General features: G+C 71.7%; 17 protein-coding genes and 4 tRNA genes. 11 read left to right on the top strand and 10 right to left on the bottom strand.

Features of this window, described 5'->3' with window-relative positions; genetic code table 11:
- Positions 1-65 precede the first annotated feature (65 nt).
- Positions 66-299 (top strand): tyrosine-type recombinase/integrase, encoded by a 234-nt coding sequence (locus tag M4486_RS09680; protein ID WP_346731781.1) that lies wholly within the window; start codon positions 66-68, stop codon positions 297-299.
- 87 nt (positions 300-386) lie between these two features.
- Here M4486_RS09680 and M4486_RS09675 read toward each other — a convergent pair.
- The 4 genes from M4486_RS09675 to M4486_RS09660 form a co-directional block, all read right to left on the bottom strand.
- Positions 387-462 (bottom strand) — tRNA-Phe (locus M4486_RS09675).
- 96 nt (positions 463-558) lie between these two features.
- Positions 559-1,581: an NADP-dependent oxidoreductase gene (locus M4486_RS09670; protein ID WP_249480923.1), complete on the bottom strand. Its 1,023-nt coding sequence runs from the start codon at positions 1,579-1,581 to the stop codon at positions 559-561.
- Between the two features lie 142 nt (positions 1,582-1,723).
- Positions 1,724-1,797: transfer RNA gene (locus M4486_RS09665), tRNA-Asp, on the bottom strand.
- Positions 1,798-1,951: 154 nt separating this feature from the next.
- A tRNA-Glu gene (locus tag M4486_RS09660) sits at positions 1,952-2,024 on the bottom strand.
- 166 nt (positions 2,025-2,190) lie between these two features.
- Here M4486_RS09660 and M4486_RS09655 point away from each other — a divergent pair.
- The 3 genes from M4486_RS09655 to M4486_RS09645 are packed head-to-tail and all read left to right on the top strand — an operon-like array spanning position 2,191 to position 4,414.
- Positions 2,191-3,255, top strand: a complete 1,065-nt coding sequence (locus M4486_RS09655) for an Atu2307/SP_0267 family LLM class monooxygenase (protein WP_249480922.1) — start codon at positions 2,191-2,193, stop codon at positions 3,253-3,255.
- Complete coding sequence (locus M4486_RS09650; RefSeq protein ID WP_249480921.1) at positions 3,252-4,046, top strand: NADPH-dependent F420 reductase; 795 nt, start codon at positions 3,252-3,254, stop codon at positions 4,044-4,046. The genes M4486_RS09655 and M4486_RS09650 overlap by 4 nt, the downstream gene beginning before the upstream one ends.
- Positions 4,043-4,414, top strand: a complete 372-nt coding sequence (locus M4486_RS09645; RefSeq protein ID WP_152352175.1) for a metallopeptidase family protein — start codon at positions 4,043-4,045, stop codon at positions 4,412-4,414. Before M4486_RS09650 ends, M4486_RS09645 begins: the two co-directional genes overlap by 4 nt.
- Positions 4,415-4,443: 29 nt before the next feature.
- Here the strand turns inward: M4486_RS09645 and M4486_RS09640 are convergent, their stop codons facing one another.
- Positions 4,444-5,157, bottom strand: a complete 714-nt coding sequence (locus tag M4486_RS09640) for a response regulator (protein WP_283257974.1) — start codon at positions 5,155-5,157, stop codon at positions 4,444-4,446.
- Entirely contained in the window at positions 5,136-6,332 is a 1,197-nt protein-coding gene (locus M4486_RS09635; RefSeq protein WP_249480920.1) for a sensor histidine kinase, read from the bottom strand. The genes M4486_RS09640 and M4486_RS09635 overlap by 22 nt, the downstream gene beginning before the upstream one ends.
- A 204-nt stretch (positions 6,333-6,536) precedes the next feature.
- Here M4486_RS09635 and M4486_RS09630 point away from each other — a divergent pair, with 204 nt between their 5' ends.
- From M4486_RS09630 to M4486_RS09615, 4 genes are all read left to right on the top strand, one after another.
- Positions 6,537-7,550 carry an ABC transporter ATP-binding protein gene (locus tag M4486_RS09630; RefSeq protein WP_249480919.1) on the top strand — a complete coding sequence of 338 codons (1,014 nt, stop codon included), beginning with the start codon at positions 6,537-6,539 and terminating at the stop codon, positions 7,548-7,550.
- A gap of 2 nt (positions 7,551-7,552) precedes the next feature.
- Positions 7,553-8,350: a hypothetical protein gene (locus M4486_RS09625; RefSeq protein ID WP_249480918.1), complete on the top strand. Its 798-nt coding sequence runs from the start codon at positions 7,553-7,555 to the stop codon at positions 8,348-8,350.
- Between the two features lie 94 nt (positions 8,351-8,444).
- The gene (locus M4486_RS09620; protein WP_249480917.1) at positions 8,445-10,118 is read left to right on the top strand and encodes an alpha/beta hydrolase; all 1,674 of its coding nucleotides are present in this window, start codon (positions 8,445-8,447) and stop codon (positions 10,116-10,118) included.
- Positions 10,119-10,226: 108 nt separating this feature from the next.
- Positions 10,227-10,299: transfer RNA gene (locus M4486_RS09615), tRNA-Thr, on the top strand.
- Between the two features lie 100 nt (positions 10,300-10,399).
- On the opposite strand, the gene M4486_RS09610 is transcribed toward M4486_RS09615, so the two are convergent.
- On the bottom strand, positions 10,400-11,218 hold the full coding sequence (locus tag M4486_RS09610; protein WP_249480916.1) for a response regulator transcription factor: 819 nt from the start codon (positions 11,216-11,218) through the stop codon (positions 10,400-10,402).
- 49 nt (positions 11,219-11,267) lie between these two features.
- Positions 11,268-12,509 (bottom strand): histidine kinase, encoded by a 1,242-nt coding sequence (locus M4486_RS09605; protein ID WP_249480915.1) that lies wholly within the window; start codon positions 12,507-12,509, stop codon positions 11,268-11,270.
- 137 nt (positions 12,510-12,646) lie between these two features.
- On the opposite strand from M4486_RS09605, the gene M4486_RS09600 reads away from it, so the two are divergent.
- The 3 genes from M4486_RS09600 (at position 12,647) to M4486_RS09590 (ending at position 15,200) form a co-directional block, all read left to right on the top strand.
- On the top strand, positions 12,647-12,916 hold the full coding sequence (locus M4486_RS09600; protein WP_249480914.1) for a hypothetical protein: 270 nt from the start codon (positions 12,647-12,649) through the stop codon (positions 12,914-12,916).
- Between the two features lie 158 nt (positions 12,917-13,074).
- Complete coding sequence (locus M4486_RS09595; protein WP_249480913.1) at positions 13,075-13,539, top strand: Fur family transcriptional regulator; 465 nt, start codon at positions 13,075-13,077, stop codon at positions 13,537-13,539.
- A 149-nt stretch (positions 13,540-13,688) separates the two neighbouring features.
- Positions 13,689-15,200 carry a catalase gene (locus tag M4486_RS09590; protein ID WP_249480912.1) on the top strand — a complete coding sequence of 504 codons (1,512 nt, stop codon included), beginning with the start codon at positions 13,689-13,691 and terminating at the stop codon, positions 15,198-15,200.
- Between the two features lie 143 nt (positions 15,201-15,343).
- Here M4486_RS09590 and M4486_RS09585 read toward each other — a convergent pair whose 3' ends face one another.
- Together M4486_RS09585 and M4486_RS09580 are read right to left on the bottom strand one after the other, a co-directional pair.
- Positions 15,344-15,727, bottom strand: a complete 384-nt coding sequence (locus M4486_RS09585; RefSeq protein ID WP_152352165.1) for a universal stress protein — start codon at positions 15,725-15,727, stop codon at positions 15,344-15,346.
- Positions 15,728-15,760: 33 nt separating this feature from the next.
- Complete coding sequence (locus M4486_RS09580; protein WP_249480911.1) at positions 15,761-16,672, bottom strand: lysophospholipid acyltransferase family protein; 912 nt, start codon at positions 16,670-16,672, stop codon at positions 15,761-15,763.
- Positions 16,673-16,676 lie beyond the last annotated feature (4 nt).

Genomic DNA, 16,676 nt, shown 5'->3' with positions numbered 1-16,676 from the left:
CCTCTTCCTTGCTGTTCCCGACCGTGCTGATGCGCCTGCGCGACCCGTCGAACATGTAGCGCGAGCTGCGCGAGGTCCGCGAGGACCTGGGATACCCGAAGCTGTCCACCCACACTTTCCGCAAGACGACGGCGAACATGCTGGACCGGGCCGGGATGTCGGCCACGGAGATCGCGGCCTACCTCGGCCACGCGAACCCGTCCCTCACCCAGGACGTCTACATGAACACGCTGGCAGGCGACACCCGGGCTGGCTCGGTCATGGCGGAGGCGCTGTCCGGCGTCATCCAGTCGGGCTGAAAGTGATGGGTAGATGATGGGCCGCCGGCCTTCCCCGACCCCGGGAACGACGAAACCCCCGGGGTGACCGGGGGTTTCGTGTCCTGCTGGTGGCTCCGACCGGCGTCGATCCGGTGACCTTTCGATTTTCAGTCGAACGCTCTACCAACTGAGCTACAGAGCCGTGATCGCCGAGGGCGACCGAGGACAAGGCTAGCAGTCGGCGTGCGGTGCTCCCAACCGGGCGGCGCGGGTGAGAGGCATGCCACGGGGCGGCGCGTCAGGAGACCTGCACGATCGTCTTCCCGAGGTTCGCGCCGCGCAGCATCCCCAGGAAGGCATCGGGTGCGCTGTCCAGTCCCTCGTGGATGTCCTCGAGATAGCGGACCTGCCCGCTCGCGACCCAGCCGGTCATGTCCCGCAGGAAGTCCTCGAACATCGTGGGCGCGAACTCGCGCTGGATGAAGCCTCGCAGCGTCAGGCTCTTGCGCAGCACCGCCCCCATCAGCTCGCCGCTGCGGTCCGGCCCCTCGGGGAGGGCGGTCGCGTTGTAGCTCGCGGCGAGGCCGCACACGGGCACGCGCGCGAACTCGTTGAGGTGGGGGAGCACGGCGTCCCAGACGGCGCCGCCGACGTTCTCGAAGTACACGTCGATGCCGTCGGGCGCGGCGTCGGCGAGGTGGGCGCCGAAGTCTGGGGTGCGGTGGTCCAGCGCGGCGTCGAATCCGAGCTCCCGCATGCGCTCGACCTTGCGCTCGCCGCCGGCGATGCCCACCGCGCGCGCCCCGAGGACCCGCGCGATCTGTCCCACGGCCGAGCCCACCGGGCCCGTGGCCGCGGCCACGGCCACGGTCTCCCCGGGCTGCGGCCTGCCGATCGCGAGCAGCCCCGCGTAGGCGGTGAAGCCGGGCATCCCCAGCACGCCGAGCGCGGTCGTGACGGGCGCGCCCTCGGGATCGAGGCGGCGCAGGCCCTCCGCCGCCTCCACGCTGTACTCCTGCCAGCCGCCGTAGGAGAGCACCGTGTCGCCGGCGCTGAATCCGTCGGCGGCGGACTCGACGACCTCCGACACGGTCGCGCCCACGATCACGTCCCCGATCTCCATGGGGGCGGCGTAGGACTCGGCGTCGCTCATGCGCCCGCGCACGTACGGGTCGAGCGAGAGGAACCGTGTGCGCAGGAGGACCTGTCCCTCGGCGGGGGAGGGGACGTCCACCATGTCGTGCTGGTAGTCCGGGGCCGTGGGCTCTCCGTGCGGGCGCGCTGCGAGGCGGATGCGGTGGTTCTGGAGGTGCGTGCTCATCCTTCGAGCGTAGGACGCGCGCGCCGCTCGTGGGCCACCAGCGGGTGACGGCGGGAGATGCCGCACGACGTCCGGATGCGGACGCGACGGCCGAGACGGCGAGAGGCCCCGGAGCATCTGCTCCGGGGCCTCTCGTGCGGGGCGACCCTGACCGGGCTTGAACCGGCGACCTCCGCCGTGACAGGGCGGCACTCTAACCAACTGAGCTACAGGGCCATTCTCGTCGTCCGCGCTCTCGCGTTTCCGACCTGGACAACTCTACCGGACCTTTTCTGGGCCCTCGACCACTCGGCCTGTGAAACACCTCGCAGTGCCCGTTCCCGGTGCTCGCGGCGGTGGTCCCGACCCCGGATCCGGAGCCGTCCAGTCGTACCCCCAACGGGATTCGAACCCGTGTCGCCGGCGTGAAAGGCCAGTGTCCTGGGCCGCTAGACGATGGGGGCCCGGGGGAAGCATACCGATCGCCCCGCGACGGCCGCGACCGCCTTCCGGGGCGATGCGGCGTACGCGACATCGAGGGTGCTGAGGGAAGAAGCGGCCCCGCGAAATAGTTGACCTGTCAACGAACCGGCATCAGGCTGGGATCCCGCGGCACGAGGAGGAGAGCACATGGACCGGATCACGCTCGGCGTCGACACCTTCGGGGACGTCATGGTCGATGAGAAGGGGCGGACCCTCGGCGAGGCCGCGTCGCTCCGGCACGTCCTCGAGGAGGGGATCATCGCGGACCAGACGGGGCTCGACGTCTTCGCCGTCGGCGAGCACCACCGCGACGACTACGCGATCTCCGCCCCGGAGACCCTGCTCGCGGGCCTCGCCACGCGCACGCAGGACATCCATCTCTCGAGCGCCGTCACGGTCCTCAGCTCCGACGATCCCGTGCGCGTCTACCAGCGCTTCGCGACCGTGGACGCCCTCTCCGAGGGACGCGCCGAGGTCATCCTCGGCCGCGGGTCGTTCACCGAGTCCTTCCCGCTGTTCGGGTACTCCCTGGAGGACTACGAGGTGCTCTTCGAGGAGAAGCTCGGCATGTGGATCGAGCTCATGAAGGAGCAGCCCGTCACCTGGTCCGGGAGCACGCGTCCCGGCCTCCAGGATGCGCAGGTCCACCCGCGCACCGACCACGAGGGCGGGATCCCCACCTGGATCGGCGTCGGCGGCTCCCCGCAGTCCGTCGTCCGCACCGCCGCCCACGGCCTTCCTCTCATGCTCGCGATCATCGGCGGCGAGCCCCAGCGCTTCGCCCCGTACGTGGACCTCTTCCACCGCGCGGCCGACCAGCTCGGCGTCCCGCGGCAGCAGGTCGGCATGCACTCCCACGGGCACATCGCCGCCACCGACGAGCAGGCCCTCGAGGAGTACTGGCCGGCGTACCGGGCCCACAACGCCCGCCTCGGCGCCGAGCGCGGCTGGCCCGCCATGACCGAGGAGCACTTCCTCCAGGAGGTCGAGCACGGCGCGCTGTACGTGGGCTCTCCCCGCACGGTCGCCGAGAAGATGGTGCGCAACATCCGCGCCCTGGACGTCCAGCGCTTCGACTTCATCTACACCGCGGGGCAGAGCCTGCCCTCGCTGCGCCGCCAGTCCGTCGAGCTCTACGGGTCGCAGGTGGTGCCGATGGTCCGCGAGATGCTCGCCGAGTCCGAGCGATCGGGCGAGGACGGAGCGGCATGAGCGCGGACAGCGCAGGGTCCTCCGCGCCGATCCGCACCCTCGGGATCCTCGGCGCGGGGAAGGTGGGCACGGTCCTCGCCCGCCGCGCGCTCGAGGCCGGGTACGAGGTGCTGATCTCCGGATCCGGGGACCCGGCGGCGATCGCCCTGATCACCTCGGTGCTCGCCCCCGGTGCGCGTGCGGTGCGCCCCGAGGAGGCCGCTCGCGACGCCGACGCCGTGATCCTCGCCCTGCCCCTGGGCAGGTTCCGCGAACTGCCGGCGGACGCCCTGCGCGGCGCGCTCGTGATCGACGCGATGAACCACTGGTGGGAGACCGACGGCATCAGCGAGGAGCTCGGCGGACCGGCCGCCTCCACGAGCGAGCTCGTCCAGGAGCATCTGGTGGAGGCCCGCGTCGTGAAGGCGCTGAACCACATGGGCTACCACGACCTCGACGAGAGGGCTCGCCCCGCCGGGGCACCCGATCGCCTCGCGATCGCGATCGCGGGAGCCCCGGCCGACGCCGACCGGACCGCGCGCATCGTCGACGCCCTCGGCTTCGACCCGCTCCTGATCGGCGACCTGCGCAGCGGCGTGCGGCTGCAGCCCTTCGCGGGCGCCTTCGGCGCGGCCGCCGACCGGGAGGAGCTCGCGCGCATCGTCGAGGAGTTCCCGCGCACCGAGCGCGGACGCGAGGTGCTCGCCGCGCTCGATGCCGCAGCGCTCGATCCCGCCGCGCTCGATGTCGCCCCGCTCGATCCCGCCCCGGGCGGCACGGGCACAGGCCGCAATGGTTCGATGAGCGCATGATCGCCATCACCCGCGAGGACTTCGAGGAGGCCGTCGACGACGCCCTCGACTCGCTCCCGGACGAGACCGCGCGCCTGATCGCCGAGTCGAACGTCGTGATCCTCATCGAGGAGGAGCCCGATCCCGCGCGCGACGGCCACCAGGCCACCGAGCTGCTGGGCATCTACCACGGCATCCCGCTGGACCAGCGCAGCGTCTTCGACAGCTACATCGAGCCCGATCGGATCCTCATCTTCCGCGGGCCCCTGCAGCGCGTGAGCGCGAGCCGCGAGGCGCTCGTCGCCGAGATCCGGGTGACCGTGCTCCACGAGCTCGGCCACCTGTTCGGTCTCTCCGAGTCGCGCCTGCACGAGCTCGGCTGGGGCTGAGCCGTCGGCGCCGCTCTCGGACGGCGAGCTCACTCAGGGGCGTCGAGGCCCTCGCTGAGCCCGGCCTCGTGGGCGATGATCGCGATCTGCACGCGGTTCGAGCAGTCGAGCTTCGCGAAGATCTTCGACACGTGCGCCTTCACAGTGGCCTCGCTCATGAACAGGCGCTCGCCGATCTGCGCGTTCGACAGCCCGGCGCCGACGGCCCCCAGCACCTCCGTCTCGCGCTCGGTGAGCTGATCCAGGCCGTCGTGCTCGGCGCTGCGCGTCCCGGGATTGGACTGCGAGAAGTGCGAGAGCATGCGACGGGTGACCGTGGGAGCGAGCATCGCGTCCCCCTGGGCGACCACGTGCACGGCGCGGATCAGGTCCTGCGGGGGAGTGTCCTTGAGCAGGAACCCGCTGGCCCCGGCCTCGAGCGCCTCGAAGACGTACTCGTCCATGTCGAAGGTCGTGAGCATGATGATCTTCGGCGGCTCCGACTGCGCGCACACCGCCCGCGTCGCGGCGATGCCGTCCATGCCCGGCATGCGCACGTCCATCAGCAGCACGTCGGGCCGGTGCTTCTGCACGAGCGTGACCGCCTGGTTGCCGTCGGACCCCTCGCCGACGACCTCGATGCCCCTATCCGCGCCCAGGATCATCGCGAGCCCCGCCCTCACCAGCGAGTCGTCGTCGACCAGGGCGATCCTCTTCACCCCGGTGCTCGCCGAGCTCTCGTTCACCCCTGCGGAATCGGCCACGGGATCACCGCCTTCACCTCGAAACGTCCGTCGTCCGTGGGGCCCGACGTGATCGTGCCGCCGGCATGCGTCACCCGCGTCTCGATGCCCGAGAGACCCATCCGCGCCCCGGGCAGATCCGTCGTGAACCCCTTCGGGAGCACATTACTGATCTCGATGAGCAGGTCGTCGCCCGGCTCGCCGATCAGCGCGATCCGCGCCCGCGTGTGCCGGGCGTGCTTGTGGATGTTCGTCAGCCCCTCCTGCACCACCCGGTAGGCGGTGCGGGCGAGGGCGTCGGGGACCGGGTCGTCGATGAAGTCGAACAGCTCGACCTGCACCCCGGCCTCCTTCGTCGACTCCACGAGGCGCCGCACGTCCTCCCAGGTGGGCTGCGGGTTCAGCGGGGCGGCCTCCTCCTCGCCGCGCAGCACGCCGAGCACCTCGCGCAGCTCGGAGAGGGCGTCGGCCGCGGTCTGCCGGATCAGCCCGGCCGAGCGCGAGACCTCCTCGCGCTCGAGGTTCTGGTTGACCTCGAGGGCGCCGGCCTGCAGCGCGACCAGCGAGATCTTGTGCGCGACGATGTCGTGCATCTCCCGGGCGATGCGCGTGCGCTCGGCACGCCGGGCGTCCTGCTCGGCCGTCGACCGGCGGTGCTCGGCCTCCTCCGCGCGCGCCGTGAGCTCCGCGAGCAGGTCGGCGCGGGCCCGCAGGTACATCCCGACGACCGCCGCGATCGCCGCGACCAGGCCGCTCACCAGCGCGCCCGCCACCGCGGGGCGCAGCGGGTTCGCGAGGTGGGGGAGCACGCCCGTGAGCACCGCGAGGGCCATCGCCCCGAGCGGCTGCCAGCGTCCCCGCAGGCGCCCGGCGAGCGCGAAGGAGGCGATCGCGAGCACCACCTGGGAGGCGCCCAGCACGTTGACCACGAGCACGAGCGGCAGCAGCCAGCGCCAGGTGCGGCGCCGCGCGAGCAGCGCGAGCCCCGCGAGGACGCCCACCCCGATCGCGACCGGGTCGTCGCCATGGCTGAAGGGCACGTGCCAGACGGCGCGCCCGACCCCCTCGGCGAGCACGGCGATCACGAGCACGACATCGACCCAGACGTGCCCGATCCATCCGGCGCCGTCGCGGTCGCGGACCTCGGCCCCGGCCCCGCGCGCGGCGCGCTCGTCCGATGCCGCCCGCCGCCTCATCCGCACTCCTCCATCGGGCCACTGTAACCAGGGCCGACGGCGCCTCCGGCCGGGAGCGCGCCGGTCCGACCGGCCGGGGAGCGACGGTCCCGTCCGGCCGTACCTTCGGTCGACCCCGCGCCGTCGGGCGAGGCGACCAAAGTCGGTCGCCGTCGGACCCGCGGGAGGATCCGCGCCCGGCCCCGCGGCCGACAGGGTGGAGCCATGACCACCACCAGCACCCCCACCGAGGCTCGCGGCACCGAGCCCGCAGGGACCCGTCGGAGCGACGCGAGCGTCGACCTGCGCATCGAGTCCCTGCGCAAGACCTACGGAGAGCAGACGGCCGTCGACGGCCTCGACCTGCTGTGCGAACCCGGCACGGTGACCGGCTTCCTCGGCCCCAACGGCGCCGGGAAGTCCACGACCCTGCGGATCCTCACCGGCCTCGCCGAGGCCGACTCGGGCACGGCGCTCGTGGGCGGCATGTCCTTCCGCGCGATCCCGCAGCCCGGCCGCGTCATCGGCGTCATGCTCGACGCGCGCACCCTGCACCCCGGCCGCACCGGCCTGGAGACCCTGCGCCTGGCCGCCCGCACCTGCGGCATGCGCACCTCCCGCGCCGACGAGGTCCTGGAGATGGTGGGCCTGTCCGGGGCCGGCCGCAAGCGCGTGCGCGGGTACTCCTACGGCATGCGGCAGCGGCTCGGCATCGGCGTCGCCCTCATCGGCGACCCCGCCGCGCTCATCCTCGACGAGCCCGCGAACGGTCTGGACCCCGAGGGCATCCGCTGGATGCGCCGGCTCCTGCGCTCCTTCGCCGACGCCGGCGGCACCGTGCTGCTCTCGAGCCACCAGCTCGCCGAGGTGCAGGCCACCGTGGACCGCGTCGCGATGATCGCCCACGGTCGGCTCGTCGCCGAGGGCAGCCTCGAGGACGTCACCGCCCAGGGCGGCACCCGCGTCGCGGCCCTCGATCCCGAGTCCCTGGGCCGCGCGGTCGAGGCCAGCGGCGTCGGCGCCACCCGCGGCAGCGACGGCTCCTTCACCCTCGCCCTCGAGCCGGCCGACGTCGGCCGTCTGGCCCTCGAGCACGGCCTCGTCCTCACCGAGCTGCAGCGTCTGAGCGACGGCTCCCTCGAGGACGTCTTCTTCTCCCTCACCGAGGACGGCCAGGCGCCGCGCCCCGCCCCGGCGACTGCCGCAGCCGCCGCACCGACCACCTCCCAGGAGGCCTGATCATGACCACCGCATCCTCTGCGCTCGCCACCGCCGGCACCTCCGCCGGCGCCTCCGGCCCCGGCACCTTCCGACCGCTGCTGGACCTGCGCCAGGTGCTCGACACCCTGGCCATGCGCATCCTGCTCATCGTCAGCGCCGTCGCCGTGCTCGGCATGGCCCTGCTCTCGACCGCCCTGCAGCCGCTGCTCCTCGAGGACTCGCCGGTGATCGCCTACGGCGGGATCATCGCGGTCGGCCTCGTCCTCGGCGTCGTCCTGCCCGTGCTCACGGTGCTCACCGTGGTCGGGGAGTGGCCCGGCGCGATCCAGCAGACCTTCCTCCAGCGCCCGCGCCGCACCGGCGTGCTGCTGTCCAAGATCGTCGCCGCGCTGATCATCGCGCTCGTCGTCACCGCTGTCGGTCTCGGCGCCGCCCTGGGCCTCGCCTCGCTCGTGGGCGGCATCTCGGGCGACGGGTCCACGTTCGAGAACGTCGGCAGCACGCTGCGCAGCACCGGTCTCGAGCTGCTGCTGGGCACCCTGTTCGCCGCCGCGTGCGCGGCTCTGCTGCAGGGCACCGCGCTGGCGATGGTCATCTCGGTCGTGCTGCCCTTCGTGGTCACCGTCGCGACCTCCATGGTGGCCGTGCTCGGCTCGGAGACCGTCGCGGAGGTCATGCGCTACGTCGACCTCACGAGCTCCGCGGACACCCTCGCCCGCGGCAACGTGACCGCCTCCGCGATCGGCGCGATCGTGCTGCTGATCCTCATCCCGCTCGTCGCCGGCGGCGTGCGCTGGGCCCGCCGGGAGATCGGCTGACCCGGCGTCCGAAAGGCCCGTCTGAACGGGCTTCCGCGGGGTGCCCGCCCCTAGGATGGGCGGGCACCCCGCACCCCACCCCAGGAGCTTCCCCATGCAGCGCACCCGATCGCGCCGAGGCGCCCTGCGCGTTCTCGCCGGCGCCGCCGCGACGGCCCTCCTGGTCTCCGGATGCAGCCTGCTGGACGGGGGAGAGGACGGGGCCGACGGGCGCTCGGGCGCCTCGGACTCGGGCGCTTCGAGCGACGGCGGCTCGGCGAGCGGCGGTTCGGGCGACGCGAACACTGCGCTCGCCGAGCTCGGCACGTCCCACGCGCAGGACCTGCCGTCGGACCCCGCGGAGGATTCCGCCTACGCGGACTTCTACGGCCAGGACGCCGTCTGGGAGGGCTGCGGGCAGGACGTGCTCGACGAGGCCGCCGTGCAGGGCCTGCAGTGCGCGACGGTGAAGGTCCCCAAGGTCTGGGACGACCCAAGCGCGGGCGATGTCGAGATCTCGCTCGTGCGCCTGCCGGCGACCGGCGAGGCGAAGGGGTCGCTGCTGACGAACCCGGGCGGCCCCGGCGGCTCGGGCGTCGACTTCCTCGCCCAGAGCGCGGACTACCTGTTCAGCCAGAAGGTCCGCGAGAACTACGACCTCATCAGCTTCGACCCCCGGGGCGTCTCCCGCTCCGAGGGCATCGAGTGCCTCGACGACTCGCAGACCGACGAGTACCGCGCGGACACCTACGACGGCGGCACGCCCGAGGGGCTGCAGAAGTCCCTGGACTGGATGCAGAAGATCTCCGACGCCTGCGAGAAGGACTCCGGCGATCTGCTTCCGTACCTCGACACCTATTCCGCCGCGCGGGACATGGACGTGCTGCGGTCGGCTGTCGGCGACGACTCCCTGAACTACCTGGGCTTCTCCTACGGCACCTACCTGGGGGCGACCTACGCCGACCTCTACCCGGACCGCGTGGGCCGCTTCGTGCTCGACGGCGTCATGGATCCGAGCCTCACCGGCGACCAGATCGTCGAGGGCCAGGCGAAGGGCTTCCAGCAGGCCACCGAGCAGTTCGCGAAGTTCTGCGTCGCGCGCGACGACTGCCCGCTCACGGGCTCCACGCCCGAGGAGGCCACGAAGGAGCTCACCGCCCTCCTCGACTCGATCTCCGACGACCCGATCAGCACCAAGGACCCCGACCGTCCGCTCACCGGTGCGCTCGCGACCGCCGGCGTGCAGATGGTGATGTACAGCGACGAGTACTGGAGCCTGGGCGTGCAGGCGCTCAGCGACGCCTCCGACGGCGACGGCTCGACCCTGCTCGCGCTCGCCGACCTCTCCGCCGGCCGCCAGGACGACGGCAGCTACAAGGGCAACGACCTGTACGCGATCAACGCCGTGAACTGCCTGGACCACCCCGGCGTCGCCTCCCTGGACTGGCAGAAGCAGGAGAGCGCGCGGCTGCTGAAGGAGTACCCGGCCGCGGGGATGACCGACTACTCGCAGGCCATGTGCGACACCTGGCCGGTCAAGCCGCTGCGCGAGCCCGCGGAGGTCCACGCGAAGGGGAGCGACCAGATCGTCGTGATCGGCACGACCCGCGACCCCGCGACCCCGTACGCGTGGGCGAAGAGCCTCGACTCCCAGCTCGACAACTCGACGCTCATCACCTTCGACGGCGACGGCCACACCGCCTACGGCCGCAGCGGCGGCTGCGTCGAGGACGCCGTGGACGCCTACCTCGTGGACGGCACCTCGCCGGAGAAGGGTCTGACCTGCTGACGGGCGACGATGGCGCGCCGTCAGTGTGGCGCGTCGCTCACGGCTCCGCTTTGCGCCCCCCGGTCGAGTTCTCGTAGAGTGGTCAGGTCCGCAGTGCGCTGCGGATGCGCCGCCTTAGCTCAGTCGGTAGAGCGATTCACTCGTAATGAATAGGTCGCCGGTTCGATTCCGGCAGGCGGCTCCGCACGGAGCATGACGAACGGCCCCACCCGGTTCGGGTGGGGCCGTTCTCTGCATCCGAGGCCCGATGCGGCAGGGCCGTTCCCGCCGGTGCGGTGGAGTCAGCCCCGCCGATGCGGAGCGGAGACGAGCCCCAGCTCGAACGCGCGCACGGCGACCTGCAAGCGCGAGGAGCAGTCGAGCTTCGTCATCAGGGAGCCGACGTGCGACTTCACCGTGGACTCCGAGAGGCTCAGGCGCTCGGCGATCCGCGCGTTGGACTCCGCCTCGCAGACCAGCTCGAGGACGTCCCGCTCGCGGTCGGTGAGGGCGAAGCGCGCCGCGGCGGCGTCGGCGTCGGTGTCCTGCATCCCGTCCGCGTCGTCCGACGTCGGGGCCGCCACCGGCAGGGGCATCGAGCCGCCGGCGGCGTCCGGCGAGGCGCCGTCCTGCGGGTGCGTGGAGGGGGAGGGGGAGCGCTCGGCGCTGGCCTGCGGGGCGAGCGAGCCGTCGCCGCTCTCCTTCGACGCGGTCTGGGCGAGATGCGCAGCGAGCTCCGGGGTGATCACGGTCCCCGCGCGCACCGCCGCCGCGCGCACGGCCGCGGCGAGGGCCGCAGCGGTGGTCGACTTCAGCAGGAAGCCCACGGCGCCCGCGCCGATCGCCGCCGCGACCTGCTCCTCGGTGCCGAAGGTCGTGAGCACCATGACGGCGGGCGCTCCGGGACGGGCGCTGATCCGACGCGTCGCGGCGATGCCGTCCATGCCCGGCAGCACGAGGTCCATGAGCACCACGTCGGGCGCCCCCGCGTCCAGGACCTCGAGAGCGGCCTCCGCGCTGTCGACCGACCGCTCCACGTGCACGTCGTCCTCCCGGGCGAGGTAGCCCTCGAGGGCTGTGCGGACGATGGGGTCGTCGTCGCAGATCAGCACGGTGATCATAGGGGCGTCGTCCTCTCGGGGCGATGGGGCGCGAGGGTTGGTCGGGCCGTCACCGGTCGGTATCGGTGGGGAGCTGGATGCGAGTGAGGAAGGTGTCCCCGTCGCGCTGGGTCTCGATGGATCCGCCGGCGGCCTCGAGCTGCTCGCCGAGGCCCCGAAGACCGTCGCCGCCGTCCACACGGACGACGGGGTCGTGGTCGATCGTATTGCGGACCAGCAGTTCCACACCATCCGACATGGTCGCGGACATGATCGCGACGGGGTACTCGCTGTCGGCGTGGCGGATCACGTTGGCCACGATCTCCCACAGGCACCGGGAGAGCACGGGGGTGGCCGACGGCGGCACCGGCGCATCGGACTCCGAGCTGAGATTCACGGTGAAGTCCGCGGCCTGCAGCCGATCACGCGCGGCCTGGAGCGCATCGTCCCAGCTCGCCGCGTGGACCGTGACGCCGTAGGTCGTCGGGCCCGTCGCCCCGTCGACCGGCGCGTCCGTGCGCAGCGACTCCATCAGGCTGCGCAGCTCATCGGTCGAGAGGCGAGCGGTGCGCGAGATCCTCGCGAACGCCTCGGCCTCGGCGGGGGAGACGCCGTCGGCGTGCTGCGCGGTCTCCGCGAGCAGGATGACCTCGGTGATCGCCCGGACCCCCGTGTCGTGCAGGTCGCGCGCGATGGCGCGTCTCTGCTCGGCGAGGTCGAAGGCGTGACGGGCGCGCTCGGCGGCGAGGTGGACGATCATCGAGCGCCACATGGCCCCCAGCAGATAGGCGGCTGCGAGCAGGAAGATCCACACGAGCGCGTTGGCGAACAGCTCGGCGTTCGTGTGCGCCGTCCGCTCCGAGGCGATCGTGATGACGCCGGTATGCCACACCCCGATCGCGATCGCAGGGAGCAGTCTCCCGACACCGGCGCAGGTGGCGAGTGAGATCGGCGAGACGAGCACCCCGAGCCCGGGGGTCGAGCCCGGATCGATCAGCGCGAGGCTGAGCACGATGCCGGTCAGAACGCCTCCGGAGACGGGGCGGACCAGAGCGAGGCCGCCGGCAAGGCTGAGGCCCATCCCCATGAGAGCCGACGGCGCGCCGTAGGGGAACGTGGAGGGAACGATGAGGGCCGCGAGGAAGAGGGTGATCGCGACGGTCGCTCCGGCACTGATCCTCAGCGACCCCGACATGTCGCCCGAGGGTCGGAACAGCCCGTTCAGGGCGCGCGCCCACAGGGCGTGGAGTCGACCGGTCTTCACCGTCGACTCGACGCGTCGTGTCTCAAGGGTTCCCTGGGAGCGCATCATGCTCAGCGTAGTGTGCGAGCACGATCGCGGCTCCTCCTGTGTCAGGAACCGAGTGCGGTGCTCAGGCGGCAGGTGGGCCATGGTCGTAGGGCCGACGACGGCCCGTCCACCTGGTTGATCTGCTGAGGAGCCCTGCCATGTCCCGTTCACTTCGTACCCTCTCGCGTCCCACGTCCGCTCTGCTCGCCGCGACGGCGCTCTGCATCGGTGCCCTTGCCATCCCGGGAGCGGCCTCCGCAGCCGAGTCCCAGGGTGCCGTCATCGCCGGTGACGGGCAGCAGGTCCAGACACCCCGGGAGCGCGCCCTCGAGGGCGGCGTCGCCGCATCCGATCCGCTGCACCAGGAGGCAGTGATCTGCTGGATCGCTCCTGCGTTCCCGTGGATCTGCCGCCAGCCCGGGAAGTGACCCCGCCCGTGCGGTGACAGCTCGCATGATGTCCGCGACCCGATCGCAGATGGCGGTCGGGTCGCGGTGTGTCAGAAAACCATCGATGGTTGTGCGTGACACAGGCTTGACGCAGTCATCTTCTGGATCTGGTCCAGAAAACGTAGTAGCCTGGACTCATGACGACCGACATGGCTGAAGACCTGCGTTCCGCGGGTCTGCGCGTCACCGCTCCGCGGCTGGCGACGCTCGCGGTCGTCGCCGAGTGTCAGCATGCCGAGGCGGATGACATCGCCGCCGCGGTGCGCGAACGACTCGGCACGGTGTCGCGCCAGGCCGTCTACGACGTGCTGCACGCGCTCACCGATGCGGGCCTGCTGCGCCGCGTCGCCACCGGCGCCCGCAGCGCGGCCCGCTACGAGATCCACCGGCACGACAACCACCACCACATGGTGTGCCGGGTGTGCGGTCGCCTCGAGGACGTGCCCTGCACGATCGGCGAGGCGCCGTGCCTGACGCCCTCCCACGACCACGGTTTCGAGATCGAGGTCGCGGAGGTGCTGTTCCGCGGCGTGTGCTCCGCATGCCGCACGGCGTCGGCGTCTCCCGGGGCCACGGTCCCGAGCGGCGCCGGAGCCGGCTGAGATCTGCTGATCAGAGTTCCGTCGATCCCAGCGACATCCGTCGAACACTGCGAAGAACTGCGAACCCCCGCACCGCTCTCGCCCGAGCGGTGCGGGACCCCCAACGTCCCGGCGAACGCTGCCGGGGCTCGCCCCGAGAAGGAGAGATCGTGACCACGTTCGACCCCACCGGCGACACCACGCCGACCATCCCCTCGTCCACCGAGAACGGCGCCCCGCGCGAGAGCGATGCGAACTCCCTCTCCGTCGGCCCCGACGGTCCTCTGATGCTCCACGACGTCGCCCTCGTCGAGAAGCTCGCGCGCTTCGACCGCGAGCGCATCCCGGAGCGCAGCCCGCACGCCAAGGGCTCCGGCGCCTTCGGCGAGCTCGAGATCACCGAGGACGTCTCGCAGTACACGAAGGCCGGCCTCTTCCAGAAGGGCGCCAAGACCCCGATGCTCGCGCGGTTCTCGACCGTCGCCGGCGAGCTCGGCTCTCCCGACACCTGGCGTGACGTGCGCGGCTTCGCGCTGAAGTTCTACACGCAGGAGGGCAACTTCGACATCGTCGGGAACAACACCCCGGTGTTCTTCGTCCGCGATCCCATGAAGTTCCCCGACTTCATCCACTCCCAGAAGCGCACCCCGGACTCCGGCCTGCGCGACAACACGATGCAGTGGGACTTCTGGACCCTCTCCCCGGAGAGCGCCCACCAGGTCTCCTACCTCATGGGCGACCGCGGCCTGCCCAAGACCTGGCGCCACATGAACGGCTACTCCTCCCACACCTACCTGTGGGTCAACGAGGCCGACGAGAAGTTCTGGGTCAAGTACCACTTCCTCACCGAGCAGGGCCTGGAGTTCCTCACCAACGACGAGGCCGACGAGCTCGCCGGCCTGGACGGCGACTACCACCGCCGCGACCTCTTCGAGTCGATCTCGAACGGCGACTTCCCGTCCTGGAAGCTCGAGGTGCAGATCATGCCCTACGAGGACGCGAAGACCTACCGCTTCAACCCCTTCGACCTCACGAAGACCTGGTCGAAGAAGGACTACCCGCGCATCCCCGTCGGCCGCTTCACGCTGAACCAGAACCCGGTCAACCACTTCGCGCAGGTCGAGCAGGCCGCCTTCAGCCCCTCGAACCTCGTGCCCGGCACCGGTGTCTCGCCCGACAAGATGCTGCTGGGCCGCGTGTTCTCCTACCCGGACGCGCAGCGCAACCGCCTGGGCACCAACTTCAACCAGCTGCCCGTGAACCGTCCTGTCGTGGAGACCAACTCCTACGACAAGGAGGGCTCGATGGAGTTCTTCCACAGCGGCAACGCCCCGGTGTACTCCCCGAACTCGTTCGGGCGCTCGTACCAGGACGCCCAGGGCCCGGTCGACAACGGCTGGGAGTCCGACGGCACCCTGGTGCGCCAGGCCTACACCCTGCGCTCCGATGACGACGACTTCGGCCAGGCCCACACGCTGGTCCGCGACGTCATGGACGAGGGCGAGCGCGAGCGTCTCATCGAGACGGTCTCCGGCGCTCTCGCCACCGTGATCGAGCCGGTCCTCTCGAACGCCTTCCAGTACTGGAAGAACATCGACCAGGAGGTCGGCGAGCGGATCGAGAAGGCCGTGCGCGAGAACGGCGGCGACCAGGTCCCCGGCGCGGACCCGCGCTCCGAGTGATCCCACCGGCGGCGTGAGAGCACGCCGCCGCACGGGCGAGGCCCGGACCCGAGCGATCGGGTCCGGGCCTCGCTGTGTCCGGTGCGCGCGGAGGCGCGGAGAGCCCTCGGACGAGGGGGAAGCCCCGGACGAGGGGGAAGCCCTCAGACGACGAGCACGTCGCACGGGGCGGAGAGCAGCAGCTTCTGCGGGGTGACGCCCAGCAGGTGCCGGGCGACGTCGCGCTCGCGGCGCAGACCGATCACCAGCAGCTCGGCCTTCTCACGCTCGACGGTGTCCAGCAGGACGTCGGCGATGTCGTCCTCGCTGCTCTCCTGGCGGATGTCGACCCGCACGGCCGAGCCGCGCAGGCGGTCCGCCGCCGCATCGAGGTCGCCCTCGCTCGCGTGGCGGGGATCCTGCTCGTCGCCCTGCCTGACCACGTTGACCACGATCAGCGGGCCGCCGCGCTCCTCGGCCGCGGTGCGCGCCGTGTCCAGCGCGTCGAATCCCACCGGGGTGGGGATGAAGCCGACCACCACTGCCACGTTGACCTCCTGTGTCGGGCGGGGAGAACGATCCTATGCGCTCGCGCCGGTCCCCGCGCCGCGGGGCTGCGCGCCCGGGGCCCACTCCTGGCCGGAGAGACGCTGGATCTCGGTCATGATCCGATCGGTGGCCAGGCGCCGGCGGGCGCCCGCACTCAGGTCCGTCGGCAGGTCCGTGAACTCGATGGGCGCCCCGAAGCGCATGTCGGGACGGTACCGGGTGGGCATCTTCCGGCCCTTCAGGAACAGGTTCTGCGTGCCTGCGAGGCCCAGCGGGATGACGGGGGCGCCGGACTCGAGGGCGAGCCAGGCCGCGCCCGGCTGGCCCTTGTGCAGCAGCCCGTCCCGGCTGCGGGAGCCCTCGGGGTAGATGCCGAAGCCCTCACCGGCCTTCAGCACGTCCAGGGCGGCGTCGAGCGCGCCCCGGCCGGAGCTCAGCGCCTCGCGGTCCAGAGGCACCGTGCCCACCGAGTTCATGAACCACTTCTGGATGCGGCCCTTGAGGCCGCCGGTCTTCCAGAACACGTCCTTGGAGACGAACCGGACCATGCGCGGGGACACCACGGGGATGAGGAAGCTGTCCACGTTGGCGAGGTGGTTGGAGGCCAGCAGGAACGCGCCGGTGCGCGGGATGTTCTCGAGCCCGGTGATGCGGGGGCGCCAATAGGCGCTGAACATGGGCCCCAGGAACGGGCGGGTGAGCGTGTAGAGGAACGGCACGGGCACCACGATAGCGGCGCTCGGTCGTGCCTCCCACACCCTGTGTCGGCGCCCTCGCCGCGCGGGCCGCACGAGGATCCGGATCAGCGCGCTGTGGTAGAACAGCGGCACGTGCCGACGGCGGTGGACGCGGTGCCCGAGCACCTCGCGCATGCCCGCGCGCGCCCGTGCACGCTCCGGCTCCTGGTCGGCCCGCTCCACCCCTGACCTGACCGTCCCGCTCATCCCG

The organism is Brachybacterium kimchii (genome assembly GCF_023373525.1).
Classification (GTDB): Bacteria; Actinomycetota; Actinomycetes; order Actinomycetales; family Dermabacteraceae; genus Brachybacterium; species Brachybacterium kimchii.
Note: the sequence above shows the minus strand (reverse complement) of the source record. Positions and strands in the feature narration are given on the sequence as shown.

Excerpts from the sequence above, each read along its gene's own strand:
- M4486_RS09670 (WP_249480923.1), bottom strand. The coding sequence starts at position 1,581 with ATGAGCACGCACCTCCAGAACCACCGCATCCGCCTCGCAGCGCGCCCG.
- M4486_RS09655 (WP_249480922.1), top strand. The coding sequence starts at position 2,191 with ATGGACCGGATCACGCTCGGCGTCGACACCTTCGGGGACGTCATGGTC.
- M4486_RS09650 (WP_249480921.1), top strand. The coding sequence starts at position 3,252 with ATGAGCGCGGACAGCGCAGGGTCCTCCGCGCCGATCCGCACCCTCGGG.
- M4486_RS09645 (WP_152352175.1), top strand. The coding sequence starts at position 4,043 with ATGATCGCCATCACCCGCGAGGACTTCGAGGAGGCCGTCGACGACGCC.
- M4486_RS09635 (WP_249480920.1), bottom strand. The coding sequence starts at position 6,332 with ATGAGGCGGCGGGCGGCATCGGACGAGCGCGCCGCGCGCGGGGCCGGG.
- M4486_RS09630 (WP_249480919.1), top strand. The coding sequence starts at position 6,537 with ATGACCACCACCAGCACCCCCACCGAGGCTCGCGGCACCGAGCCCGCA.
- M4486_RS09625 (WP_249480918.1), top strand. The coding sequence starts at position 7,553 with ATGACCACCGCATCCTCTGCGCTCGCCACCGCCGGCACCTCCGCCGGC.
- M4486_RS09620 (WP_249480917.1), top strand. The coding sequence starts at position 8,445 with ATGCAGCGCACCCGATCGCGCCGAGGCGCCCTGCGCGTTCTCGCCGGC.
- M4486_RS09610 (WP_249480916.1), bottom strand. The coding sequence starts at position 11,218 with ATGATCACCGTGCTGATCTGCGACGACGACCCCATCGTCCGCACAGCC.
- M4486_RS09605 (WP_249480915.1), bottom strand. The coding sequence starts at position 12,509 with ATGATGCGCTCCCAGGGAACCCTTGAGACACGACGCGTCGAGTCGACG.
- M4486_RS09600 (WP_249480914.1), top strand. The coding sequence starts at position 12,647 with ATGTCCCGTTCACTTCGTACCCTCTCGCGTCCCACGTCCGCTCTGCTC.
- M4486_RS09595 (WP_249480913.1), top strand. The coding sequence starts at position 13,075 with ATGACGACCGACATGGCTGAAGACCTGCGTTCCGCGGGTCTGCGCGTC.
- M4486_RS09580 (WP_249480911.1), bottom strand. The coding sequence starts at position 16,672 with ATGAGCGGGACGGTCAGGTCAGGGGTGGAGCGGGCCGACCAGGAGCCG.